30 protein-coding genes are annotated in these 25337 nt (G+C 43.3%); 3 read left to right on the forward strand and 27 right to left on the reverse strand.

The window, feature by feature from the left end; all coding sequences use genetic code 11:
* The coding region (locus HOO90_RS11180; protein WP_292843072.1) for a glycerol-3-phosphate acyltransferase at positions 1-236 on the reverse strand (236 nt) is incomplete at its 3' end.
* Between the two features lie 67 nt (positions 237-303).
* Between HOO90_RS11180 and folB the strand changes: the two genes are divergently transcribed.
* The 3 genes from folB to HOO90_RS11195 all read left to right on the forward strand — a co-directional run bounded on the left by folB (position 304) and on the right by HOO90_RS11195 (position 2548).
* The gene (gene folB, locus HOO90_RS11185; protein ID WP_292843074.1) at positions 304-669 is read left to right on the forward strand and encodes a dihydroneopterin aldolase; all 366 of its coding nucleotides are present in this window, start codon (positions 304-306) and stop codon (positions 667-669) included.
* Positions 656-1588 (forward strand): hypothetical protein, encoded by a 933-nt coding sequence (locus HOO90_RS11190; protein WP_292843076.1) that lies wholly within the window; start codon positions 656-658, stop codon positions 1586-1588. The genes folB and HOO90_RS11190 overlap by 14 nt, the downstream gene beginning before the upstream one ends.
* A 369-nt stretch (positions 1589-1957) precedes the next feature.
* Entirely contained in the window at positions 1958-2548 is a 591-nt protein-coding gene (locus HOO90_RS11195; RefSeq protein ID WP_292843078.1) for a histidine phosphatase family protein, read from the forward strand.
* Between the two features lie 2 nt (positions 2549-2550).
* Here the strand turns inward: HOO90_RS11195 and xerD are convergent, their stop codons facing one another.
* The 26 genes from xerD to HOO90_RS11325 form a co-directional block, all read right to left on the reverse strand.
* Positions 2551-3483: a site-specific tyrosine recombinase XerD gene (gene xerD / locus HOO90_RS11200; RefSeq protein ID WP_292843080.1), complete on the reverse strand. Its 933-nt coding sequence runs from the start codon at positions 3481-3483 to the stop codon at positions 2551-2553.
* Positions 3458-3955, reverse strand: coding sequence for a methylated-DNA--[protein]-cysteine S-methyltransferase (locus HOO90_RS11205; protein WP_366928761.1), 498 nt, complete (start codon positions 3953-3955; stop codon positions 3458-3460). The genes xerD and HOO90_RS11205 overlap by 26 nt, the downstream gene beginning before the upstream one ends.
* A 113-nt stretch (positions 3956-4068) precedes the next feature.
* A complete protein-coding gene (rplS, locus tag HOO90_RS11210; protein WP_292843084.1) occupies positions 4069-4464 on the reverse strand; it encodes a 50S ribosomal protein L19 in 396 nt (131 codons plus the stop codon).
* Positions 4465-4558: 94 nt separating this feature from the next.
* A complete protein-coding gene (gene trmD, locus HOO90_RS11215; RefSeq protein WP_292843086.1) occupies positions 4559-5308 on the reverse strand; it encodes a tRNA (guanosine(37)-N1)-methyltransferase TrmD in 750 nt (249 codons plus the stop codon).
* Between the two features lie 2 nt (positions 5309-5310).
* Entirely contained in the window at positions 5311-5850 is a 540-nt protein-coding gene (rimM, locus tag HOO90_RS11220) for a ribosome maturation factor RimM (protein WP_292843142.1), read from the reverse strand.
* Positions 5851-5935: 85 nt separating this feature from the next.
* On the reverse strand, positions 5936-6439 hold the full coding sequence (gene rpsP / locus HOO90_RS11225) for a 30S ribosomal protein S16 (protein WP_292843088.1): 504 nt from the start codon (positions 6437-6439) through the stop codon (positions 5936-5938).
* A gap of 162 nt (positions 6440-6601) precedes the next feature.
* Entirely contained in the window at positions 6602-7282 is a 681-nt protein-coding gene (queC, locus tag HOO90_RS11230; RefSeq protein WP_292843090.1) for a 7-cyano-7-deazaguanine synthase QueC, read from the reverse strand.
* A gap of 103 nt (positions 7283-7385) precedes the next feature.
* Complete coding sequence (gene queE, locus HOO90_RS11235; RefSeq protein ID WP_292843091.1) at positions 7386-8024, reverse strand: 7-carboxy-7-deazaguanine synthase QueE; 639 nt, start codon at positions 8022-8024, stop codon at positions 7386-7388.
* 115 nt (positions 8025-8139) lie between these two features.
* Entirely contained in the window at positions 8140-8991 is an 852-nt protein-coding gene (ybgF, locus tag HOO90_RS11240) for a tol-pal system protein YbgF (protein WP_292843092.1), read from the reverse strand.
* A 107-nt stretch (positions 8992-9098) separates the two neighbouring features.
* The gene (gene pal, locus HOO90_RS11245; protein WP_292843094.1) at positions 9099-9680 is read right to left on the reverse strand and encodes a peptidoglycan-associated lipoprotein Pal; all 582 of its coding nucleotides are present in this window, start codon (positions 9678-9680) and stop codon (positions 9099-9101) included.
* Between the two features lie 43 nt (positions 9681-9723).
* Entirely contained in the window at positions 9724-10986 is a 1263-nt protein-coding gene (gene tolB, locus HOO90_RS11250) for a Tol-Pal system beta propeller repeat protein TolB (RefSeq protein WP_292843096.1), read from the reverse strand.
* A 228-nt stretch (positions 10987-11214) separates the two neighbouring features.
* Entirely contained in the window at positions 11215-12030 is an 816-nt protein-coding gene (locus tag HOO90_RS11255) for an energy transducer TonB (RefSeq protein ID WP_292843098.1), read from the reverse strand.
* A gap of 18 nt (positions 12031-12048) precedes the next feature.
* Positions 12049-12447 carry an ExbD/TolR family protein gene (locus HOO90_RS11260; RefSeq protein ID WP_292843100.1) on the reverse strand — a complete coding sequence of 133 codons (399 nt, stop codon included), beginning with the start codon at positions 12445-12447 and terminating at the stop codon, positions 12049-12051.
* Positions 12448-12450: 3 nt separating this feature from the next.
* Complete coding sequence (gene tolQ / locus HOO90_RS11265; protein ID WP_292843102.1) at positions 12451-13131, reverse strand: protein TolQ; 681 nt, start codon at positions 13129-13131, stop codon at positions 12451-12453.
* Between the two features lie 52 nt (positions 13132-13183).
* The gene (gene ybgC, locus HOO90_RS11270) at positions 13184-13600 is read right to left on the reverse strand and encodes a tol-pal system-associated acyl-CoA thioesterase (RefSeq protein ID WP_292843104.1); all 417 of its coding nucleotides are present in this window, start codon (positions 13598-13600) and stop codon (positions 13184-13186) included.
* Between the two features lie 9 nt (positions 13601-13609).
* Positions 13610-14644 (reverse strand): Holliday junction branch migration DNA helicase RuvB, encoded by a 1035-nt coding sequence (gene ruvB, locus HOO90_RS11275; protein ID WP_292843106.1) that lies wholly within the window; start codon positions 14642-14644, stop codon positions 13610-13612.
* A 118-nt stretch (positions 14645-14762) separates the two neighbouring features.
* Complete coding sequence (locus tag HOO90_RS11280) at positions 14763-16880, reverse strand: EAL domain-containing protein (RefSeq protein ID WP_292843108.1); 2118 nt, start codon at positions 16878-16880, stop codon at positions 14763-14765.
* On the reverse strand, positions 16877-17863 hold the full coding sequence (locus HOO90_RS11285; protein WP_292843110.1) for an ABC transporter substrate binding protein: 987 nt from the start codon (positions 17861-17863) through the stop codon (positions 16877-16879). Before HOO90_RS11285 ends, HOO90_RS11280 begins: the two co-directional genes overlap by 4 nt.
* A 22-nt stretch (positions 17864-17885) precedes the next feature.
* Positions 17886-19916, reverse strand: coding sequence for a TonB-dependent receptor (locus tag HOO90_RS11290; RefSeq protein ID WP_292843112.1), 2031 nt, complete (start codon positions 19914-19916; stop codon positions 17886-17888).
* 57 nt (positions 19917-19973) lie between these two features.
* Positions 19974-21029 carry an AI-2E family transporter gene (locus HOO90_RS11295; protein WP_292843114.1) on the reverse strand — a complete coding sequence of 352 codons (1056 nt, stop codon included), beginning with the start codon at positions 21027-21029 and terminating at the stop codon, positions 19974-19976.
* Positions 21026-21925, reverse strand: coding sequence for a DUF4349 domain-containing protein (locus tag HOO90_RS11300; protein WP_292843116.1), 900 nt, complete (start codon positions 21923-21925; stop codon positions 21026-21028). Before HOO90_RS11300 ends, HOO90_RS11295 begins: the two co-directional genes overlap by 4 nt.
* A gap of 31 nt (positions 21926-21956) precedes the next feature.
* Positions 21957-22535: a Holliday junction branch migration protein RuvA gene (gene ruvA / locus HOO90_RS11305; RefSeq protein WP_292843118.1), complete on the reverse strand. Its 579-nt coding sequence runs from the start codon at positions 22533-22535 to the stop codon at positions 21957-21959.
* Positions 22532-23482 (reverse strand): prenyltransferase, encoded by a 951-nt coding sequence (locus HOO90_RS11310; RefSeq protein ID WP_292843120.1) that lies wholly within the window; start codon positions 23480-23482, stop codon positions 22532-22534. The genes ruvA and HOO90_RS11310 overlap by 4 nt, the downstream gene beginning before the upstream one ends.
* On the reverse strand, positions 23482-24045 hold the full coding sequence (gene ruvC / locus HOO90_RS11315; RefSeq protein ID WP_292843122.1) for a crossover junction endodeoxyribonuclease RuvC: 564 nt from the start codon (positions 24043-24045) through the stop codon (positions 23482-23484). Before ruvC ends, HOO90_RS11310 begins: the two co-directional genes overlap by 1 nt.
* A gap of 52 nt (positions 24046-24097) precedes the next feature.
* A complete protein-coding gene (locus HOO90_RS11320; RefSeq protein ID WP_292843124.1) occupies positions 24098-24550 on the reverse strand; it encodes a GNAT family N-acetyltransferase in 453 nt (150 codons plus the stop codon).
* 2 nt (positions 24551-24552) lie between these two features.
* Positions 24553-25278 carry a YebC/PmpR family DNA-binding transcriptional regulator gene (locus tag HOO90_RS11325; RefSeq protein ID WP_292843126.1) on the reverse strand — a complete coding sequence of 242 codons (726 nt, stop codon included), beginning with the start codon at positions 25276-25278 and terminating at the stop codon, positions 24553-24555.
* Between the last annotated feature and the right edge of the window lie 59 nt (positions 25279-25337).

Below are 25337 nucleotides of genomic sequence, written 5' to 3' on the forward strand. Positions count from 1 at the left end.
CAAACTGGTAACCAGCCTTTAAGTACATCGCCCAACAAGGTAAGCGCAGCGGCTAATTTTTTACCACTACGCAATACATTAGTCGCCCCTGGGTTACCTGAACCCACAGTACGCGGATCAGGCAAGCTAAACAACTTACTCACGATAATACCGAATGCGACAGATCCTAATAGGTATGCGGCCACTATCCACACTGTAGGAATTAATGTTACGGGAATAAAACCTAACTCATTCATTTCGCCTAACCCTCTTGAGATGCTCTAAAATCACTAAATTATATTTTATACGATAAACATCAATTGTATGGACACCATTTTTATTAGCGAGCTCAAAGTACAAACCAAACTCGGCGTACCCGAGTGGGAACGCATGATGCCGCAAACCATTATTCTAGACGTTGAAATTGGCTATGATTTAAGCAAAGCCTGCAAAAGTGACGCTATTGCCGACACCATAGACTACGGCGCAGTCGTAAGCCGCATACGCGAAACGCTCACTGAAAGTAGCTTTAAATTAGTAGAAGCGTTAGCGGAATATATTTGCCAATTGATTTTGAAAGAATTCGGCGCGTTGAGCGTGAAGGTAAAAGTAGCGAAGCCTGCGATAATGCCAAGGTTGAAAGCGCTTGGGGTGGTGATTGAAAGGGTGAATAATAATGAGCGCTATTGAATGTCCTATTTGCAAATCAAATGCACAAGACCACACAACGGCAGGTGTGGATGGCAAAAAGTTAGATTGTAGAAGATGTGGTACTTACTCTATTTCTAGTACTGCCTCTGCCGTGTGGAAAGCAAGTGAACCAAGCTTAAGACAAATTGCAAATGCCTCTGGCTGGATAAGAGAGCATCAAGAAATTTCAATCACTAGCAATGATATTGACTCTATTCTTATAATTCAAACACCATCGGTAGCTGAACGAGCCACTAAAATTTTATCTGCAATCAATAAATTAACTCCTGATTTATCATACTCATTCAATTTGGAAACACATTATGCAGACTCTTGGTTAAGCATTTCATATTCGGACAATGCTGCTGAATTGTATTACTTATTCAAAACATTCCTTCTTGATGCCGCTGGGTACATATCATTTAGTGAGGCAATAGGCGGGCATTTTCTGAACATTCAAATTACCCCTAAAGGTTACGAGTTCTTAGAATCCCTTAAACAAAATTACACATCTAGCCAAATTGGTTTTTGTGCTATGTGGTTCAGTCAGAGTGTATTACCTATTTGGCAGAACGCAATTGAACCAGCTATTAAAGATGCTGGCTATGACCCAAAACGTATTGATAGCCATCATCATAACAACAGGATAGATGATGAAATTGTAGCAATGTTAAGACGTAGTAAGTTTGTAGTTGCTGATTTTACAGGGCAACGTGGTGGAGTATATTTTGAGGCAGGCTTTGCGCTAGGTTTGGGCTTGCAGGTTATTTGGACTTGTAAAAAGTCCGAACTCAGCAACAATCATTTCGACACACGCCAATATAATTTTGTAACTTGGGAAGATGATAAGTTGGATGAATTTAAAGTTGCATTACAAAATCGTATTGAAGCAACTATTGGACATGGCAACTTCAGTTAGTCCCCTTGCACCACGCCGAGCAACGGAGACATAAAGGAAGCTTTCAGCAAGCGGCTGTTTGAGCGAAGCGAGTTTCCGATTGCTGCCTTTATGTTGAGTAGCGCAGGGGAGGCGAAGCCCGTGGTGTTGGGGTGCCGTTTTCTTTGGTTACTTTCTTTTCAGGCAGTTAAAAGAAAGTGACTAGCTGTCGGGCTACCCCCGACATGGTTCAAAAGTCACTGATTCTGAATAAGACCGCAAGGGTCTTGTCCGTGGAATATATGCGCTAAAGCGCATTATTCACACGCCAAATTACCTGCCCTGCGAACCAATATCCATGCGCCTCCCAGCCCGATGCTTTTACACATAAAAGCCTGTATGATAATTTATATGCATAACTTTCTATTTAAAAACTATTACTTAGCGCTGTTACTCGCAATCTCCGCAGTTTTATTCACAAGTTGCGATGGCAAAAAACATTACGAAGATAAAAACTCTCCAAGCGACACCCTTAAAGTCGTGATTATCCGCCACGGTGAAAAACCAAAAGATGGCGACAATCTATCTTGCCAAGGTCAAAATCGCGCATTGCAATTAGCTGCGGTGCTGCATGCAAAATTAAATGTTCCAGCTGAAATTTACGTGCCGTCGCTAAAAAGTGACGATGCCACTAAACATAGTCGGATGTTTCAAACCGTTAGCCCATTTGCCATTAAATACAACCTGCGAATTAACAGTAAATATAGTTCTGACGAAAATGACAAAATAGCAAAGAGTGTATTTAAAAAAGACGGCGTTGTTTTAATGGTGTGGGAGCATAATGCTATTGAAAAATTAGCCCAAACACTTGGTATTGATAACCCTCCTCAATGGCTTGATGCAGACTTCGACAGCATGTGGATAATCAATTACCAAGATGGGAAAGCCAAGCTGACTTTGGATAAAGAAGGTATCAATCCTTCAACCGAATGCAACTATTAACGTTAGCCGCGCGGGTGATGCATGCTGTGTAACTGCTTCAAACGTTCCCGCGCCACATGCGTATAAATCTGCGTGGTAGATATATCAGAATGTCCAAGTAGCATTTGTACCACTCTTAAATCTGCACCATGATTCAACAAATGGGTAGCAAAGGCATGGCGCAACACGTGCGGCGACATATGCTTGCTAATACCTGCCAACAATGCATAGCGCTTAATCAAATACCAAAAGGCTTGGCGCGTCATGGCTTCACCACGATTAGTCACAAAAAGTCCATCGCACAAACGCTTTTGCAAAATAGCAGGGCGCGCTTCATTTAAATAACGTGAAATCCAATCTACCGCCTCTTCACCCATCGGCACTAGGCGCGTTTTGCTACCTTTACCAGTAATTCGCACTACGCCGTCGCTTAGGCTAACTTCGGTCACTTTCACACTGACGAGCTCAGATACACGTAAACCGCAGGCATAGAGTAGCTCTAACATGGCTCTATCGCGCAAGCCTGCTGGCTCATTCAGATTTGGTGCGTTTAATAATGAAACCACTTCTTCTTCATTTAGGCTTTTGGGCAAACTGCGTGGTAACTTGGGCGACTGAATTTGAATGGTGGGGTCTAGGCTGATTTTATTGTCACGCAGACAATATCGGTAAAATCGTCGCAAACTCGCAATCAATCTGCCAATGCTACGCGGCTTGCTTTGTGGAAATTTAACGGCGAGATATTGCTGAATATCAGCTTGGTCTGCAGTGAGTAATGACTTGCTTTGCTGTGTTAGCCAGAGCGCGAATGAAGCTAAATCTAGTCGATAACTTTCTAAGGTATTTTTAGATAGGCCATCTTCTAACCATAAATGGTCAATGAAAGAATCTAGTTCTGAAGAGTCATCTGTCGAGAGCGTGCGCTCACTTTTACTCGTAGTCACTAATGCCCTCATGCGCTAAAAGCCAGCGTTTTATTCGTAATCCGTTTTCATTACCTTGCATAAAACCGCCTATGCCGTTTTGCGCCACCACACGGTGGCATGGAATAATGAGTGGGATGTTATTTGCACCGCACGCATTTGCGACAGCACGTGGCCCTGAACCGATTTTATTGGCAATCTGTCCATAAGTGGCTGTTTGACCGAAAGGAATGTCAGCAATGGCTTGCCAGACACGTTGCTGAAAGCTTGTGCCTTGTTGTTGATGTAGCGATCTAGAAAAATGTGTGGCTGGCTGTTTTAGATATTGCTGTATCTGCTCGTAAGCCAATTTCACGTTGGAATTCTTAATGATTTCTGGATGGTATTGTTGAAGCTGTTCTTGCGAGGGTGATTCAAGCAATAAATCAATACCGAGTTGATTGCCTTGCATGGCAATGGCTATCACGCCAAATGGCGCATCTATCAAGGCTTCGTACTGAGTCATCATCATGTTATGTTAAACCAATGTGATGCATTAGCAAATGAATAATAATCGACGTAAAAAAACCCAAAGGCCTTTCGACGTTTGGGTTTTGCTTTTCAGCTAAAGGCTTAAACTTAAGCGCTTGTCTCTGTAGCCATGACTTCTTTTTCACGTGAGAACAATTTTTCTTTAATACGTGCAGATTTACCTGAACGCTCACGTAGGTAGTAAAGTTTCGCACGGCGAACATCACCGCGGCGTTTAACTTCAATGCTAGCGATTAGTGGTGAGTAAGTTTGGAATGTACGTTCAACACCTTCACCTGATGAGATTTTACGTACGATGAAGGATGAGTTCAATCCACGGTTACGAATAGCGATTACAACGCCTTCATAAGCCTGCACACGTTTACGTGTACCTTCCACTACGTTTACGCCAACAACTACTGTGTCGCCTGGTGCAAAGCTAGGAATCGTTTTGCCTAAACGGGCAATTTCTTCCTGCTCTAATAATTTAATAATATCTGCCATTTTGCTTATTTCCTTTATATCGCTTCGGGCTTCGACCTTTAACAATCAAACCTAGGCGGGTTCCTTTTAATTATAAAGAAGCTTGTTCCTGCTCTTAAGATTCGTTATCCAATTCTTTAAGCAGCCGAGCTTCTTCTTTCGTCAACGGCCTTTCGGCCAATAAATCGGGACGTTGATCCCGAGTTCTTTTCAGCGACATTTTCAAACGCCACTGTTTAATCTTTGCATGATTGCCTGACAATAAAATTTCAGGGACTTTCACACCGTTATATTCTTCTGGCCTTGTGAAGTGCGGGCAATCCAATAAACCATCTACGAAAGAATCTTCCACCGCAGAATCACTATCACCCAAAGCACCTGGCAACTGCCTTACAATCGCGTCCATCAATGTCATGGCAGGTAGCTCACCGCCACTTAACACATAGTCGCCAATTGAGATTTCTTCATCTACTTGAGCATCTATGAGTCGCTGATCTACACCTTCATAACGACTTGCCAATAACACTAACCCTTGTTTCTTACTTAGCTGGATGACTTTCTCATGCGTCAGCGGTTTACCAACTGGTGAAAGATGAATTATCCAACTTTCAATATTCTCTTCAGCTTGTTTTAACTTTGCTGAACTAATGGCTTGCTCTAGCGGCTCAACCAACATCACCATACCAGGGCCGCCACCGTAAGGCCTATCGTCTACTGTTTTATGATTATCTATAGTGAAATCTCTTGGATTCCAAAATCGCACATCATAAATACTTTGCTGCTTCGCTCTACTAGTAATGCCAGATTTTGTAATGGCATCAAACATTTCAGGAAACAGCGTTACTACATCAAACTTGAACGCCATGATTAAAAATCTGCATCCCAATCCACTAACATTGTCTTAGCGGCTATATCTACTTCAAGCACGATCGCATCAATAAACGGTATCAGTCTTTCTTGTGGCTTTTCTTTTGCAACTGCTTTATCAGTTGAAGCTTCTGGTTGAATGGCATCTGCTCGAACTGCAATCACATCATTTGCGCCTGTTTCAAACACATCGACAATCAAGCCAAAATCGATGTCTTGCTTATTCTTAACGTGTACGCCAATTAAATCAGACCAGTAATACTCGTTTTTTTCTGGCTCTGGTAAAGCATCTCTTGGTACTGCTATTTGCTTACCTTTGCAAGCAAACGCAGCATCACGGTCATCAATACCTTCTAGCTTAACCACTAAAACGTCGTTGTGAATCTTAGCGGTTTCAACCACCATTTCACGCCAATCGTTGCCTTTGCCTAGCCACCAAGTATCGTAATCAAATAGACCATCAAACGCTTCTGTATCAGGTACTACTTTTAGCCAACCAAAAACGCCGTAGGGCGCAACAACGCGCCCCATAATTACCATTTTGCTATCGGTCAAAACACTCACTGCCTAATTAACCACTCGGCGACACTTATCACCTAAGTGCATGCCGCCAAAGTGATTAGAATTACTCAGCTGCAGGTGTTTCAGCTGGAGCTTCTTCAGTAACAGCTTCTGCTGGTGTGGCAGCAGCTTCAGCTTCCGCAGCCTTAGCCGCTTCTGCAGCTTCTTTTGCAGCAGCAGCTTCTTCAGCAGCCTTTGCATCGGCTTCAGCTTTAGCTGCATCTGCAGCAGCTTTTACTTTTGCAGCTTCAGCAGCAGCGATTTTTGCTTTTGCAGCATCTGCTTTAGCAGCATCTTTTGCTTTAGCAGCAATAGCGTGCTCTGGGCCTTTAGCGTGGAATTTAACCAAACGTGCAACTGTATCTGAAAGTTGCGCGCCATTGCTTTGCCAGAATGTAACACGCTCTTGATCTACACGAAGTGCTTCTGCACCAGCCTTTGCTGACGGGTTGTAAAAACCAACACGCTCAATGAAGCGGCCGTCACGACGATTGCGTGAATCAGCCACTACCACGTTGTAGAAAGGAGTTTTTTTCGCGCCACCACGAGCTAAACGAATAATAACCATAATCTTTGTTCTCTTTTTAGAAAATTTTAAAGCAGAAAGGCGCGGATTTTACGTTATTAATGATGGGTTTGGCAAGTAGTTTGTGCATAAAAGCCATAATTAATCTTTACTGTAAAATCTAAATTTTAAAACTACTCTGCTTACAGACAGTCTGCGTATTGTTTAATCGTGTTTTTTATATCGCGTCGGGTCTGCCAAGCCAGCGGTTGCAAAACCTTCTCGCCTTAAGCGACAGGAGTCGCACAGCCCACATGCTTCACCGTGACTATCGGCCTGATAGCAAGATACGGTCATTGCATAATCCACGCAAAGCGTAGTACCCAAGGTCACAATTTGCGCTTTTGTCATGTCAATCAATGGTGCATGTATCTTAATCGCGTGACCTTCAACAGCACTTTTAGTCGCCAAATTTGCCATTGCTTGAAAGGCTTTGACATATTCGCCACGGCAATCTGGGTAGCCTGAATAATCCAAGGCATTCACACCGATAAAAATATCCTGACTCTCCAACACCTCAGCCCACGCCAAAGCTAATGACAACATAATCGTGTTGCGCGCTGGCACATACGTTACTGGAATACCTGCAGTTTGACTCTCAGGTACGGCAATCGCATCATCCGTTAGTGCAGAACCGCCGAATAAAGATAAGTCTAGATTCGCAGTTTTATGCGCTGCAGCACCCATAATTTTGGCAACATTTTTAGCCGCGTGTAACTCAGCAATATGGCGCTGATGGTAATCTAGACTTAAGCAATAGCACTCAAAACCTTGCTTGCGCGCAAAGGCGAGCACCGTAGCTGAATCTAAACCACCTGAGAGTAATACTACCGCTTTCTTTGACATAAATAATTTGCTCAAATTAAAAAATTACGCGGAAGCAAACCGCAGACAGTGCAAACAGCACGGCAAGGTGAAGCTGACAAAGTAAGATTTTAATTTCAGCAAATTAAACTCCTGGCTTCTCGCCCCATAGTATCTTGTGTAACTGCACCTGCATACGCACTGGTAATCTATCTGCTAGCACCCACTCTGCAAGCTCAGTAGGATTAACCTGATTAAAAACTGGGGAAAATAGCACTGGGCATTTATCTGCAATTTTGTGTGTATTTAATAAATCTTTCGCCCAGTCGTAATCTGCACGGCTACACAAAACAAACTTCACTTCATCGGTGCTTTTTAAATGGTCTAAATTGCCCCAAACGTTGTTTTTTAGCTCGCCTGAATCAGGTGTTTTAACATCCAAAATAACTGAAACTCGTTTATCCACTGGGCTAATATCAATTGCACCACCAGTTTCAAGCGATACGCTATAACCTATGTCACAAAGTTCTTGTAACAAGACATGGCAATCTTTTTGCGCCAAGGGCTCGCCACCAGTGACAGTGACGTATTTTGTGCCAAATTCTGCCACCTTAGCCAAAATATCTGCAATCTCAACATTGCTACCGCCACTGAATGCATACGCGGTATCGCAATACACACAGCGCATTGGGCAACCTGTTAGGCGTACGAACACCGTAGGCAACCCTATGCGAGAAGTTTCGCCTTGAACTGAATAGAAAATTTCGTGAACTTTGAGTTTCATTAATACATTTAACAATAAAAAAATAGCGCCAACTCGATATTGGCGCCATTGTAACTGAAATATGATTTAACTTAGCTTAAGCTAAAGTATCGTTTTGACAATATTAACTGGCGCCTTATCGAATCGCCTCTAATGCTTTTAGACGTTTTTGCGCTGTGGGTGTCACTTCACTATTCGGATATTTAGCAATCAAATCACGTAAGGTTTTTTTAGCCCCAGGTACTAAGCCTAATTGAATCTGACTATTCGCCAGATTCAGCATTGCATCAGGTACTTTTGGGCTTTCTGGGTGCAAATCCAACATCTTTTGCTGTGTTGCAATAGCAGATTTATAGTTTCTTAAGACAAACTGCGAATAACCCAAACCATAAGTTGCCTCATCTGCCAGCGCACTATTAGGGTAATCTTTTAAGAACTTATCATAAGCATTAAAAGCATCTTTGTGCTTAGCTTCTTTAGATAGCCCATTTGCCAACTCCAGCAATTGATACTCTTGAGTATTTTTAGCAGGCGCAGTGACTACAGGCGCAACTGGTGTTGTCGCCGAGGCCTCTGCAGGAGCTTCCGCAGAAGCACCACTTTCTAACTTACGCAATCGTACATCCGTATCGCCATAGAGGTCTTTTTGGCGCTGTTGCGTCGCCTCCACAGTATGATTCGCTAGTTCTAGCTCACCCTTAAGTTTGGCGACTTCTTGCTTGAGAGACTCCACTTGATTTTGCATTTCCAGCAATGCGCCGCCTTTGGTAATCGCCTCAATAGCTTGCACACGCTGATCCAGTGCCTGTTGGCTTTTCTTCAAATTCGCCAACTCGGCTTGCGTTGCCTGATTCTGACTTTGCATCGTCGACTCAACTTCGAGGATTTTTTTACGCGCCTCTTTGTCGTCAAACAAAGCCGCGTGACTTTGCATTGCAAACAATTGCGATGTCAGTAACAAGCTAGCCAGAACCAGTTTTCTCATCATATGTACTAAACCTTTTGACTAAATATGAAGCGCTTGATAAGTAGATATCTAGATTTCTAGCACTTCATATTAAACACACAACCACTCCATTTGGGTGGCACTTAAACTTATTCGTTGCCGTAAACAATATCAGCACGACGGTTAGTTTTATAGCAAGACTCATCCGCGCAGGCTTCATCGGCTTTTTCTTCGCCGTAGCTTACGGTTTCAATTTGCGCATCTTGTACACCTAACAGGTTGAGTGATTTTTTTATTGCCACTGAACGGCGCTGACCGAGTGACAAGTTGTACTCTCTTGTACCACGAGCATCGGTATTGCCTTGCACAATCACTTTAGCGGTGCCATTGGCAAGCAAATATTTTGCATGTGCTTCAATTAATGGGCGAAACTCAGCCTTCACTGCATCGCTGTCAAAATCAAAATAAATCGTACGTTGCGATAAAATATTGTTGGGATCTTTTAATGGATTGTTGCCATTATCGGTTGCATTGCCATCCACATTTAATTCTTTTACTGCAGAAGTATCGGCACCTGTGGTTGCAGCAGGTTTTCCAGCTGAAGTTTGACCAGGGCTTTTATCTTCCACAGCCGCTGGTTTATCTACAAGAGGTGTGCTTTTGCAAGCAACTAATAACAATGCCATGGCTAGGCTGCTAAGTATTTTTGTGTTCCAAGTTGTACTGTTCATTCTTTTCTCCTTAAAAATTATTAACTTGATATTTTAAATTACATTATTTAATTAACGGACCCCAAGCTGGTTCGCGTATGTCGCCACCAGACTCGTTCAAACGTTGCTTTACTCGACCATCTGCAGACACGGCGGCAAGCGCACCATGGCCCTTAGCTCGCGTTGCATATAGTAATACGCGACCGTTAGGGGCAAAACTAGGTGATTCATCTTGAGCACCTTCACTCAACAATTGCACTTGGCCAGTCGTTAAGTCTTGCAACGCAACACGGAACTTGCCACCGTCGTTACGTATCATAGCGAGTGATTTTCCATCGGGAGCAAAACGTGGACTCACGTTATATGCGCCCTCAAAGGTCACACGCTGCGCATCGCCGCCATTAGAGGAAGTTTTATAAATTTGTGGCTTACCACCTCGGTCTGACGTAAAGTAAATCCAATTCGCATCAGCCGACCAAGTTGGCTCGGTATCTATCGCGCTACTCTTGGTAATTTGCTTTAAACCTGAACCATCTGCGTTAATCGTATAAATCTGCGAGTTAGCCCCGTAAGTAAGCACAATCGCCAACTTATCACCATTTGGCGACCAAGCGGGTGCGCTATTATTCCCTTTAAAACTTGCCAATACTGTACGTTGCCCACTTAAAGATTGCACATAAATTATTGGCTTTTTCTTTTCAAACGATACATAAGCAATTTTGCTACCGTCTGGCGACCAAGCTGGCGAGATAATTGGCTCTTTAGACGACAGCATTGTTTGTGGATTTTCACCGTCGGCATCCGCCACCTGCAACACAAAACGCCCTTTTGATTTGTTGATATAGGCAATCCTGCTGGCAAAAATGGCGCTTTCGCCAGTTAATTTTTGATAAATAACGTCAGCAATTTTATGTGCTGTGATGCGTAATTGATTAGGTGTTATGGTGTATTGCATCGCAGTCAATTGGCTTTGTTTAAGCACATCGGCCAACTGAAACGTCACTTTCAAGCGATTGTCTGGTAATGTTTCAACAACCCCTACGGCCAGCGCTTGCGCTTGCATATTCGCCCACTCAGAATATTTAATTTGTGTGATATTAGTCGGACGATTTACCACACCACCCGTTTCAATCAGTCGAAATAAGCCGCTACGTTTTAAATCTGCAGCGATGATATTACCTATATTATTTGTGCTATTGCTATCTGGCCCAAAAGGCACAATGGCGATAGGTACTTGCTGCGCACTGCCACCGCTAATTTCAATTTCCAAAGCAGCGCTTGCCGCATTTGCTACAAAAAAACTTAAAAAAAGTATAACTAAACGCATTACATCTGAAAATCTTATTTTTAAAAATCTAAGTATTTGCATAGGCTATATTGGATATCTCAAATTAATCATCTAATACTGGGAATAGGTGTTTCAAAGCCGAAATTTGACCTTAAAATCAGGGTCTAAAGCGCTCAAGTGGATTTAATTCTACTGCAATCAGAATTTGACGCCACACGATTTACACTTTGTTACATTCAAATACATTTGATAACGTTTTATAAAAACTTAATCATTAGGTTTGAAAGTCAGCTTTAAGTTTCTAAATTGTGAAAAAAGGGAGGGGTCATTTGGCAAGGGAAGTGGCTGAGAAGCCATAATTGCCCGCTCAACGGCCTCATCACAGGCCGCATTGCCGCTAGATTTAGTCAATGTAGGATTTCCACTCAACTCACCCGTTGGGAATAAACCAATATCAAATTTAAGTACTGGATTTCCATCACCGCATAAAGATTTATTTACATTGCCATGAATCTTGGCTTGAATTTTACTTTTGTACTCATCAACAACACCTGCGTTGGCTGCTGCTTTTGCTGACAATGCTTGTTGGTCGCCCGTGGTTTTTTCTTCGGCCAACGCTTCTTGTTGCAGTTTCTTCAAGGCATCGCTCGGCTTATTCACTTTGACTGGTTTCTGCACATCATCATTAAGTGCTTCCGCCTTAAGCGCCTCAAGTTGTTTTTTTTGTTCTAAATTTTTTTCTTTTTTAAGCTGGTCTTCAATTTTTCTTTGTTCAAGTTCCTTTTTCTTTTTCTCGAGTGCGATATCGATTTTAGGTAGCTCTTTCGGCTCTTCCTTAGGCTCCTCTTTTACTATCGGCTCAGGCTTTCGCACTGGTTTAACCGTAGGCTCTTTTACGCTAGGAATAGGTTTTACCACCCTTGTTGGCAGGCTGTCCCACAGTTCAACTTCCGTCACATTAAGCACTGGATGTGCCGCTTTCCAATTAAATGAAATCAGCAAGGCGCCGAGCAAGGCCAAATGGACAGCAATGGCTAAGCCACCCGCTTTCCAAGAAACTTCTTTTTCGTATGCGCGTATCATGCGATAAATTCTGGTTATTTAGCGCGCTGGCGACAACAACAGACCGACTTTATCGACCTTGTTTTGCTTCAACAAATCCATCACCGCAATTACATCGTCGTATTTCACATTTTTGTCAGCGGCTATGACTACGGAGCGTTCAGGTAGTTTTTGAATAGCTTGGCGAACGGCCAACAGTAATTCATCGCGCGGCATCGCTTTGTTATCAAACTCGATTTTGTGATTTAGTTTTACAGTAAGCACTAGTGGTGGCACTAGTGGCTGCTTCAAATCTTGTCCAACCTTAGGCAAATCTACTACGCCAGGATTCGTCATGGGTGCCGTGACCATAAAAATAACCAGCAACACCAAGGTAACATCAATGTAAGGCACTACATTGATTTGATTCATCATGCGCCGTTTACGGGTACGCGCCATGATTTAGCTCTTTCTTTGCAGTATGTTGGTAAATTCTTCCATAAAACTCTCGTAGCGTACAGAAAGTCTATCCACTGAGCTGGCAAATCGATTATAGGCAATCACTGCTGGAATCGCCGCAAATAAACCAATCGCTGTGGCCACTAAAGCCTCTGCAATGCCAGGAGCCACCTGACTCAGCGTTGCTTGTGCCACATTAGACAAACCTCTAAACGCATTCATAATGCCCCAGACCGTGCCGAATAAGCCAATATAGGGGCTGACTGAGCCGACGGAAGCTAAAAATGGCAGATGAGCATCGAGATCATCCATTTCTCGGTTGTAAGTGGCACGCATGGCGCGTCGAGAACCCTCCATTACATCAGACATATCAATGTGCGTTTTTTGCTTATGTCGCACATATTCCTTAAAACCCGCCTCGAAAATACTTGCCATGCCTTGTGGTTTGCGTCGACTGGCAGCAAGCCCTTCAAACAGCTTATTCAAATCGCCACCCGACCAAAAAGCCTTTTCAAAATCATCTGCATTCGTTTCTGCATGCTTGACAGTGGCTAATTTAATGAAAATATACCACCATGAAAACAAGGAGGTGAGAATCAAAATCACCAATACCGCCTGCACAGGCAAGCTGGCACCAGCTACTAGCGAAAAAATTGACATGTCATTGGCTACGCTTACCGTCATATTGGGTCTATCCTTTTTAATACTTAAATTTAATTCAAACTTAACTTAATTGTTAGGATAAGTGTAAGTCCGTCATGGCTTGTATAATCACCGCGGGAATGGCTACGGGCTTAAAGCTAGCCGCATCAACAAATGCCGCTTTAATGTTAGCCTCAATCAATACCGTACCCTCGCGTTGTATAGTTTGCACCATTTCAATGCTACTGCGCCCTATATTAGTTAGTACGCAATTCACCTCTAGCCAGTCGTTAAAACGTGCCGGCTTCCTGAAATTAATCGACAAACTGTGGACAACAATAATCACACCTAATTCATCTTTTACAATCGTTTGCTCAAACCCCAAATCACGTAGCCATTCTGTGCGGGCGCGCTCCAAAAAGTTCAAGTAATTCGAGTGGTAAACCACGCCACCTGCATCGGTATCTTCATAATAAACACGTACAGGCCACAAAAATTGGTGTTTACTCATCGTGAGTTTTCACTCTTGCCATAACTCAGGACTTAAATTTTTAGGTTGAGGCAAGCCAAAATGTTGGTAGGCCTGAGTCGTCGCCACACGACCACGTGGGGTACGCATTAGGTAGCCTTGCTGTATTAAATAGGGCTCAAGTACATCTTCTATCGTATCGCGCTCTTCACCGATTGCCGCCGCCAAATTATCTAAACCCACTGGGCCGCCACCAAACTTCTCAAGCACTGCGAGGAGCAATTTTCTATCCATCACATCGAAGCCGAGCTTGTCGACATCTAACATTTTCAAGGCAGCATCTGCGATTTCTGCGCTCACTTTGCCATCAGCCTTGACCTGAGCATAATCACGTACACGTCGCAGCAACCGGTTTGCAATACGCGGTGTACCACGTGAGCGTTTAGCGATTTCCAAAGCGCCAGTATCCACCAACTCCACCTCCAGCAAACCTGCGGAGCGCTGAACAATACGGCCGAGTTCTTCTGAGGTATAAAATTCCAGGCGTGAGACAATGCCAAAACGATCGCGCAATGGGTTAGTCAGCATGCCTGCGCGTGTGGTTGCACCAATTAAGGTAAACGGTGGCAAATCAAGACGCACACTTCTTGCGGCGGGTCCTTCGCCAATCATAATATCCAAACGATAATCTTCCATCGCAGGATATAAGATTTCCTCAACCACAGGTGAAAGCCGATGTATCTCATCGATAAATAACACATCGTTCGGCTCCAGATTCGTCAGTAGTGCAGCCAAATCACCTGCCCGCTCTAATACTGGCCCCGAAGTCTGGCGCATATTCACGCCCATTTCTTTCGCAATGATATGCGCCAAGGTGGTTTTACCTAGGCCTGGTGGGCCAAACAACAACACATGATCTAAAGGTTCACTGCGCCCACGTGCTGCGTTAATAAAAATCTCCAGTTGCCCACGCGCCTTTTCTTGGCCGACATATTCATCCAGCAGTTTTGGCCGTAAAGCACGTTCCAAGGCTTCCTCGCGTGGACTTTCGGCATCTGGCGCCATCAGGCGATCGGTTTCTATCATTATTTAATTTCTACTTAATTAATTACTATTTGATTATTTTAATTACTATTTGTACAAACAAAATTTGGCTAAGCAAAATTTTAAGTACTGAATTTTCAGTAACGTTTAGCAAACATCGTTACTTGGTATGTAATTTGGAGAAATTCTCAATCAAGCCTTTTACCGTTACAGGTGCGCCTAAATACAAACCTTGACCATAGTGTATGCCAATCGCCTGCAATTCTGCCAGAATTTCTGCATTTTCAACGAATTCTGCTATGGTTTTAATTTCCATCGCCTCGGCCACGCTATGAATTGACCGAACCATTGCGTGATCAATTTTATTGATGTGCATTTCTTTAACAAAGGTACCGTCAATCTTTAAATAATCCACATCGAAATTTTTCAAATAGGTAAACGATGACATACCGCTACCAAAGTCATCCAACGCAAAACTACAGCCTAATTTACGCAAGGCGCTAAATAGCAAAATAGTATTTTTCAAATTAACAATCGCCGCCGTTTCGGTAATCTCAAAACATATAGACTCTGGTGGAATTGAATATCGAAGAAACATATCTTGTATAAATCCAAGCAGATTTTTATCACCGAGCGATGTGCCCGATAAGTTGATAGAGAACACGTAATTAAACTTATCCTCACTAATATCAAGCAGTTGGCGGCAAGCTAAAAAAACATTCTTAATCACCCAGCGGTCGATATTGGGCATTAAATGATAACGCTCGGCCGAGGGAATAAAAGTAGTTGGTAGAATAATTTTACCGTCTAAGTCAATTTTTCTAAGCAGAATTTCATAGTGCAGAAACTTCTGATGACCTGATTTGAGTGGAATAATTGGTTGGCAATACAACATAAATTGCTGGTCATCGATTTCATCGGTAATGTCTGAAATCGCTTCTACTGAACTGCGATGCTGCACCACTTCGATGTCGCCAGCATTGAATAAAAAGCTTTGATTTCGGCCTGCAGATTTCGCAGAATAACATGCAGAATCGGCGGCATGAATAATTTCACTGACATTGCCAAAGCCCTGATTGATAACCACCATGCCGATACTGACGCCAATATTAAAAATCTTGTCGTCATGAATAAAGCGATAATCACGAATAATTTTAAGCAAGGCATTATTGATATGATTAGCATCGGATAAGGTGCAGTTTTCTAGTAGTAATCCGAATTCATCACCGCCTAAACGCGCCAAGGTATCTCGTTCACGCATTTTATTCGCTAACAATACACTGATCTGCTTAAGCAATTCATCCCCTGCAGAATGACCACAGGTATCATTGACCAACTTAAATTGATCTAAATCTAAGTAGCAAAACACATGCTGCGCATTGTTCTCATGCACACTTTTAAGACAACGCTCAAGGCGGACTTCGAATTCGCGGCGATTAATCAAGCCAGTCAAATCATCGTGCTGCGCCTGATGCCTTAGCAATGAAGTGGCATCGTTGATTTTATCTTGCATGCTATCATAAGCGTGTTTCAAACTTATGGACATTGAGTTAAAGCCTTTTTGTAGCGTTTTAAGCTCCCCACTGGAATTTTCGACGATGGTCTGTGAAAATACACCTTCACCCAGCCGATGAACTGCATGAGCAATTTCTTGAATTGGCTTCGTAATATTTCTACCAAGCCGCCAGGCCAGTAGCGCACTTAGTAACAAGCCAAAAATAGCAATCATAAATATCTTAACAATTAGATCTTGCTTGATATTTTGTAGCGTTTGATTACTCAACTCGACATATACTTGACCGATTTTTTCAGGGGTGTAAGATTTTTTTTGCTCAAGCTCTCTACTGCTTAAACTGGAAAAGTCATCAATTTCTACCACACTACGATAAATGGGATAGGTAAAAACCGTCCCCTTTTGCAGATTAAGTTGCTGAAGTTCTTCTTTACGTAATCTGGCAATAATTTCCATTGGCAGTTCACGGCCACTAAGCGCTAACCTCAGGCCCTGACTATCGGTCACCATCACGGTTCTTAAATCTTGCTCATGAGAAAGCACTTGCTGAACTAGATTTTGCAACACTTGGGTATTGCCCGAGATAACGCCATATTCAGCCGCAGGCGCCAGTTGCGAAGCAATCACTTCACCACGATCTTGCAATGACTGGTCTAATACATTAAAAATATTTGTGATGGCATAGCCAACCAAAATAATGGCAAACATTAAGGCTGGTATCGTGCCCAAAAATATGACTCTGGATTTAATACCTAAATTTTTCATTTGCCACCCTTAGTAAGGTCGGACGCTAGCATTCTATTGTAAATCTCATCTTCATCACTGAGCGTGATATTGAGTGAGCGAGCCACCTGATAATTCAACATAATGGAAAAATACTTGGGGGACTGTGGAGGTGGCAATTCACTTGGCGCAGGATGTGCTTTAACCGCCATTTCGGCAGCCTGCTTGGCTAACTGCTTACTGCTGGTATAAACAGCTGCCAGCGCACCCGCGCGGACGTATGATTGGGAATAGCCGAAAATAGGTTTACGGTAACGATAGCTGGTTAATAATATTGGCTGCGCTGTTTCGCGGCTATAAATAGCAGGATCTGGTATCGCCATCAAGACATCGACATGATCAAGCAAAGATTTTAATTTAGGAATCAAATCTGACTCTTGTTCTACGCGCTCTTCAAACACCACAAAACCGCTGTCTTCGCCTTCTTTTCTGACGTAATCACCGTACTGCGACGAAGTTGAGCCAAGCAATACACCCAGTTTATTCGCCTTTGGCAATGTTTGCTTAATCAGTGACATTTGCCGCTCAAATGGTTGATCTAAAATAATTGCACTAAAATTTGTGACGTCACGCCGACTCTTTACCAATAGACTGTTAAAGGATGGTAAGGGAGTGAAAACACCCATTACAGGAGTCGAATGAGTCAATTTACTGGAAGCTTCAAGGGCCTTTACACCAAGTGCTATCACCAGTTCACTATTCTCGGCTACGACCAACTTTTCGTTTTCTGGCAAGGTAATCACATTGACTCTAAGGGTGTTGTGACTGGTCTTAGCTAACTCTGCCTTGAATTGATCGATAAACTCCAGGTTTACTTGCGTCGGTGCACTCATCACAATGGTAATGCCCGTGTATGCCTGTGCAAAAAAGGGTACGAATAGACCCAACATCAGCGCAATGCGCACCAATGCAGCCTGAATGTCATTTTTTTTATAGGCACGATTCAACAAAATTTTACTTCTCAACAATTCGTCTTATTAGTTTTTATTAAAAATCCAACCTTACATTGATACGCGCACGTCTTTTCAGGGTGTTGTAATCAGCAAACTCTTCATAATGCTCATTAAATAAATTCTCAACCACAGCCGAAACCTCGCCACTTAAATGTTGATTTTTAAATTGGCGAGCCAGCCTTACATCGGTTCGTCTTGCTAAATCAACGTAGTTGCCGTCACCGAGCGCGGCTACCTCACTTGTTTGGTAGTAGGCTAAACTTGCATCCCATTGCGAATCAAATCGATGAGTCAATAAGGCGCTAACGGTGTTGCGCGGCATCGACATGGTGATGTTTCTGGAAGTCTTCTTTTCGTCGGCATTGATTTTCACGTAGGCATAATTCAGCAGTAGATTGGTGTTTGCCGCAACTGCCCATTTGGCTTGTGCTTCAAAGCCCCTAATATCGACATCCCCTGCATTTTTAAAATCCCTTGGTTTTCTCACCAAATAATAGCCAGGTGGTGCAATGTAAACGTGATTAATATCAGACTGGATATAGTCTTTTATTTCATCTCTAAAAATTCTGGTGTCTAATTTCAGCTTTCCAAAGTCACCCAAATAACCGATTCCTTTGGAAGTAATTTTTTCTGGGTCTAAATTACCTGTATCTGCAAAATAGGCCGCCAAATAATAGGGGCCAGCTACTGTTGGGATAATGACATTTGAGTTGAATTTTTCTTCTAAGTAATTCGGAGTTCTTAGTGCCTTTGATACGCCAAACCGAAGGGTGTGGTTAGGACTGAGTTTAAAATTAAGGCTCGCGCGCGGTGAGGTATTCGTCCCAGTAAAATCATTGTGCTCTAGCATAGCCCCGATATTGAACACAAGCTTATTGACTGGACGCCATTCGGCGTGACCAAACAAGCGCTGTAAATCGAAATGATCTGTTTTTTTATTGCCAAGATAGTGGGGGGAATACATATTATCTTGGCGCGCACTAATACCCCAGATTCCACGTAGTGATGGTGAGAACGAAACATTATGTTGCGCTTCTATATCATAGCGCTCCAATTCAATATCATTGTTAATCTGCAAGTAAGGTGAAACTAAATTCATGAACGGTGGTGTTAAATTAACCGTATCAATACGATCATCTGACAAGTCATGCGAGTGATAAGCTTGTAGAGAAAAATCATTATTCTCATTCACATTGTGACGCCAACGAATAAGTTCATAGTGATTTAATATCTCACGAGATCTTGGCTCAAAATAGCGCGTCGTATTGAGCGTTTCATCATCATCGCGATTCCCATTCACTATACCAAGTTCTAAATCAAAGCTATTTTTTTGGTCTAATCGGTAATCAGCTTGCGCGTTGAGTATGCGCGTACGTTTAAAATCATAACGCTTGTCTAAACCATCGTCATCCCGATAACCAGCGGTAATACGGTAAGTTAAATCGTTATATTTATCGGCATATCGTGCAAAGGCTTCATGGCGGCCGTTGCCATAAGTGGCACTAATGCTGGTACCTTTTTGATCAGCTGGTGACTGCGTGATGATGTTAATCACCCCAAAGAAAGAATTGGCGCCATAACTGGCGGCATTCGGGCCACGGGTAATTTCAATATGATCGATATCTGCAATTGCGATGGGCAATTCACTCCACTGCACACCACCGTATAGAGGGCTGTAGACCGAACGGCCATTAATTAACACTTGCATGGAACCAGAATAAGCCGTTGTCATGCCGTGGTAACTCACAGTATGATTGGTGTTATGCACAAAGCCCGCATTTGTGCCGACATAAAAGCCAGGCACTAGGCGAAATATTTCAGGCAAGTCCACAATACCTGAAGCGCGTATGGTTTCACGATCTATTACAGTAACAGCGGATGGCGCATCGGCAATCGATTGCGACAGACGAGAAACCGTTAGCACGCGCGGTATTTCGCCTATGTAATCCTCTTCCGTCACTTCTTGAATGGCAACATCTTCCGCCATTGAGACTTGACTGAACACTGTCAACATTACAAAAAGTAATAATTCAAAAAGCAGTGAAGAAAATTTCCAGTTAAACATTAGAATTTCTCCTATGTATTAACAATGCATGAGTAATAATTATACGATGAATAGCCATTATAGGGTTTCCAGCAGTTTCTTATTCTGAGTGGCAATCCAATGCGTAATCAGCGTCAAGCCAACTGCGAGCAATGTCGGTCCCAGAAAAATACCAATGAAGCCAAATGCAAGCGCACCACCGAGAACCCCTAATACCACAAGCAATAATGGTAAGTGAGATGAGTGACTAATAAGAATAGGCTTAATTACATTATCCACGCTACTAATGGCCAGTAAGCCATAAAAAGCCATAAAAATAGCCCAACCATGATTCCCGTGGTTATATAACCATATCGTAGCGCCACCCCACACTAATGGCGGCCCCACTGGAATAACAGACAAGAAAAATGTAGCCAAAGCCAGCAACAGCGGCACTGGCGCGCCTGCAATCAAAAAACCCAACAAGGCTACGGCAGATTGTGCCAAAGCTGTGCCAAAAATCCCCAACATAACGCCTTTTACCGTATTGCACGAAAGATGCAGCATCTCTTCGCCCAACTCACCGCCCAATCTCCGCACAATCGCGATTAAGCCTTTGGCAAGTCGAGTACCGTCACGATAAAAGAAAAATGCCACGAATACCACAAGCAATAACTGTAAAAAGCCACCCGCGATGAGTTGTACCGCGCGCAAACTAAAGGCGCGCATCGGCTCATAATATTGCTGCAACAACTTCATTAATTCTTCATGGCTAGCGGCTGCGCGCTCCCATGCATTGCTAATCTGCTCCCCAACAAGCGGCAGATTTCGCATCCAATCGGGAGCGTGTGGCTGTAGATTTTGCAACACAACCGCGAGTTCATCAAACAAATTGGCGGCTGAATCCGTAACATTTGCTGCAAGGTAAGCCATTGGTAAAATCAAGGCAACTAACAACAATAGCGTCATGGTGATGGCAGCCAAGGTATCGCGCTGACCAAAACTCGACCATAATTTATGGTAAATAGGCCAGGTAAACAGACAAAATATAGCGGCAAACAAAACTGCCGCCATGAAAGGCTGTAAAACATAGATGCAACCAATCACCAATAAGGCGATTAAGGCGATACGAGTGACTTGGTTGGTATTTATCATTTGCTGACCCATTTTGATTTAATTTTAAACCACAACTTACGCATCAAAATAATCAGAGGAATCCCAAATATCAGCCACGGCAATATCGTTACAAAAAAGGTAATTACCGCAGCAAAACTTTCCATCATGACACGCCCAGCATTTTTAAAGGCTTGCGCAACAGGCGAGAAGAAGCCTTGCTCAGTGATACCCTGCTTTGCCGTAAAATCAATCGTTACCGCAACTAATTCAGTTTCTTGCGCCAATACTTTGCGCACCCCTTGAATAGTATCCAATTGGCTTTGCGTATTCACTAATTCGCGTTGCACTTCAATCAGGTCTTTGAACTTGGCTGACTTATCAGTCAACATGACACGTAAGCTATCACGAAACTCCGTTAGATTATTAATGCGTGCTTCTGCGTCAATCACAGCATCGGTTTTATCTTCGCTATCACGATGGTGCTGCAATACTTGAGCATTCTTTGCCAAGCCTGTAAGAAATATCTCAACCGATCTTGGCGGCACGCGTGCTGAGAGGCTTGCAGAGGGCGGGCTATAAGGTGTTTCACGATTATAATTCGCCGTTAGAATCTGACATTTCAATTGCTCACAATGCGCGACTGTCGCGTCAAACGCCGCCTGCATTTTCTCCGCTTCCGTTTCCACTGTCAGCGCATGCCGCAATGCAATATAACGTTTAACCGCTGCACTCGCATTCGGTTCGCTTACTTCTGTGAGTGATTCTGTACCGCCGCCTGCATCCTCCACAATTTTGGCCCTTGCTAGATCACCTGCAGGTACGGGTGCCATAGCCACATTTGGGGCAAATTCTGCTTCCGGTGGCTGCTGTCTTTGACCGCATGTAGCCAAAAACAACACGGCCAAAATCAAAACCAATTTACTCAGATAATTCATCTTTGCTCCAATATTAACTGTAGTTTAGGTTCTACTTTGACAACGATTTTAAGGCTTGCTTAATGCCTTCAGACACTGTGGTATCGGCAGACAATAATTTCACAGCAGCCAAAGCCTCACGTTCATTGTACCCTAATGAAATCAAAGCATTCAGTACATCGCTGCTGGCAGATTTTGGCTGACTACTGCTGCTTGCGGTTAAACCTGCCACCGTGAATTTATCTTTTAACTCAAGCAACAAACGCTCGGCTGTTTTTTTACCCACACCCGGCACACGCGTGAGCATTGCGCTGTCTTGCATGGCGACTGCTTGCACTAAATCGTCAATCGACAGGCCACTTAAAATGGAAAGCGCTGACTTTGCGCCAATGCCATTCACTTTAAGCAACTGCCTGAAAGTCGCACGTTCTTGGTCACTGCCAAAGCCATATAAAAGCTGTGCATCTTCGCGCACCACAAAATGTGTGAGTATCACCACTTTTTCGCCAATGGAGGGCAAGTTGTAAAAAGTGCTCATCGGCACTTCGCATTCATAACCCACGCCATTGCAGTCAATCAGCACCAGCGGTGGTGTTTTTTCTAGCAAAATTCCGTTTAGTCGTCCAATCATGGCATCTTCCAAATCATTACTAATGTTAACAATAGCGCATGGCTCAGCATCGCCGCAAGTGTCAATTGAATGGCGGGCTTGAGCTGGGCTGGCATGGCGGCAAATTCTCGCAGAATCAATGTAGCTTTTATAGAAAATATAATTGGCAATGCTGATATTAGGGCTAGTATTGGCAGGTTGCCAAGATTTACAAAGTAGCACAACCATAAAACAGCAAGCATGGCTAAAAGTGGATAAATCCGAACGGCTTGCGTGAGCGGCAAGCGTACAACCAAATGGCGCTTACCAGCAGCCGCATCGGCTTTTCTATCAGGAAATTGATTGATAAAAAGTAGATTAGTCACTAACAGGGCATAAGGCATACCCACCATAAAGGGCTGCAATGAAAGGGTGCGTCGTTGCACAAAATCTGCGCCTAATACAATGCCAAGAAACCCTGCCAACACACATAGCTCACCTAAGCCACGCCCATTTAAACTTAACGGAGATGCCGAGTAAGCCCAGCCAATCAATACACCCAGAGCGCCAATAGCAAGTAAGCTAGCGCCCACTAACCAAGATAAATATAGTCCGCCAAGCATCGCAATAATCAGTAAAGCGTATCCAAAATAGGCCGTCTGTGAAGTCGTTAAAACACCATTTTGAATAAAGCGGCTGCCACCAGTAAAAGGATACAAACGCTCATTATTCATTGCATCTGTACCACTCAATGCGTCAAAATAATCATTAAGCACGTTGACGCCTGCATGCACCAACAGTGCTAGAGAAATCGTGATAAGAGCCATGCTAAATTGAAAAGTGACCCCTGAATATACAGCACCAGCGATACCAAGCGAACAAGCCGCCAAAGTGGCTAAAAGAAACGCTGGGCGAGTTGCCGCAAAATAGAGTTGAATTGGATTTGAGTATTGCGCTTTTTCAGGCTCTAAAATATCTCGACTAGCCATCAAACCAGCCGCCCGCCGCGCACGCGATAACCTGCAGTTGCAAGCCTACCCAAACCTTGCCCGCCGTGTGCATGACAAATAGCGCAAGCCAAAGCATCGGCGGAATCTGGCTTAGGTGTTGCAGGTAAATTGAGAAGGCGTTTAACCATTTCTTGCACTTGCTCTTTCTGGGCATGTCCGTTGCCAACCACTGCTTGTTTGACTTGTAGCGCAGTATATTCAGCGACACTTAGATTACGAATTACCGCTGCGCTAATGGCCGCACCACGTGCTTGGCCTAACAGTAATGTTGATTGCGGGTTTACATTCACAAACACTTTTTCTATAGCAACTTGATTCGGTTTGTAAGTATCAATCACCTCAAACAAACCATCTAAGATAATTTTCAAACGAGCAGGCAATTCTTCCCTGTCATCCTCGCCTTCAATCTTATTCTTCTTACCGCTGGCGGTTTTAATTGTACCGCTTGCGATGTAGGTAATTTTTTCACCTATTTTTTCGATGACCCCGAACCCCGTTAATCGCAGGCCGGGGTCAATGCCAAGGATACGAGTAACACTCATCGACTGTAACAATTCACAAAAGTAGATGGATTAATCAAAGCGTTTTCTCAGGTTAAATCGCCTTGTTGTAGCTATAAAACACTTCATCACGCACCCAACCTAAACTTTCGTAAAGCGCTTGCGCGGCTAAATTTGTTTTAGCCGTGGTTAAATCTAATCGTAAAAAATCATTTGCTTTGGCATACTCATGCGCAGCCAACATGAGTAATTTTCCAGCACCTACTTTTCTACTTGAAGCATCGACAAATAAGTCATAAAGCACACAGATTGGCGCTGCAATTACAGAACAAAATGTAGGATAAAGCTGGCAAAAACCAATTAATTTTTGCTGAGCATCTGTAGCTACGAAAATTGTTGAATCATGATTGAGCAACCTAGCCTTGATGAAGCTTTCGGCTAAATCAATATTATTTGGCTGCTCGTAAAATTGACGATAATCATTGAATAATCTTGCTAATTGTTTACTATCATCCGAACTTGCACGCCTGATAACGATTGAAGACATCATTAGTCTTCAATCACCGCAGTAGTATAGACATCCTGCACATCATCCAAATCTTCGAGTGCATCCAATATTTTCTGCATTTTCACGGCATCATCACCCGCAAACTCGACTTCACTCATTGGCTTCATGGTGATTTCAGCCACCACCGCTTTTAACCCTGCTGATTCAAGGGCTTCTTTCACCGCTACAAATTCATTGGCAGGCGTAATCACTTCAATACTGCCATCTTCATCCGTCACAATGTCTTCCGCACCAGCTTCTAGCGCTACTTCCATCACTTTATCTTCACTGGTACCTGGTTCATAAACCAAGCTCCCACAGTGTTTGAACATGAAAGCCACCGAGCCATCCGTACCCAAATTACCGCCAAACTTAGTCAAGGCATGGCGCACATCCGCCACAGCACGTTGTTTATTATCGGTTAAACAATCAATAATAATCGCCGCACCGTTAATGCCGTAACCTTCATAGCGGATTTCCTCGTAATTTACGCCTTCTAATTCACCCGTGCCTTTTTTAATGGCACGGGTAATATTGTCTGAGGGCATATTTTCTTCTTTTGCTTCTGCCACTGCCGCGCGTAAACGCGGGTTCATTGCCGCATCACCGCCACCTAGACGTGCGGCTACGGTAATTTCCTTAATCAGTTTAGTGAAAATCTTGCCGCGCTTCGCATCTTGACGACCTTTGCGGTGTTGAATATTTGCCCATTTACTATGACCTGCCATGTGACCTACCCTTAATACTTGAAAAATAAACTGAATTTTAACACAAGCTTATACTGTCA

The sequence above is a fragment of the Methylotenera sp. genome (assembly GCF_013141425.1).
Taxonomy (GTDB): Bacteria; Pseudomonadota; Gammaproteobacteria; order Burkholderiales; family Methylophilaceae; genus Methylotenera.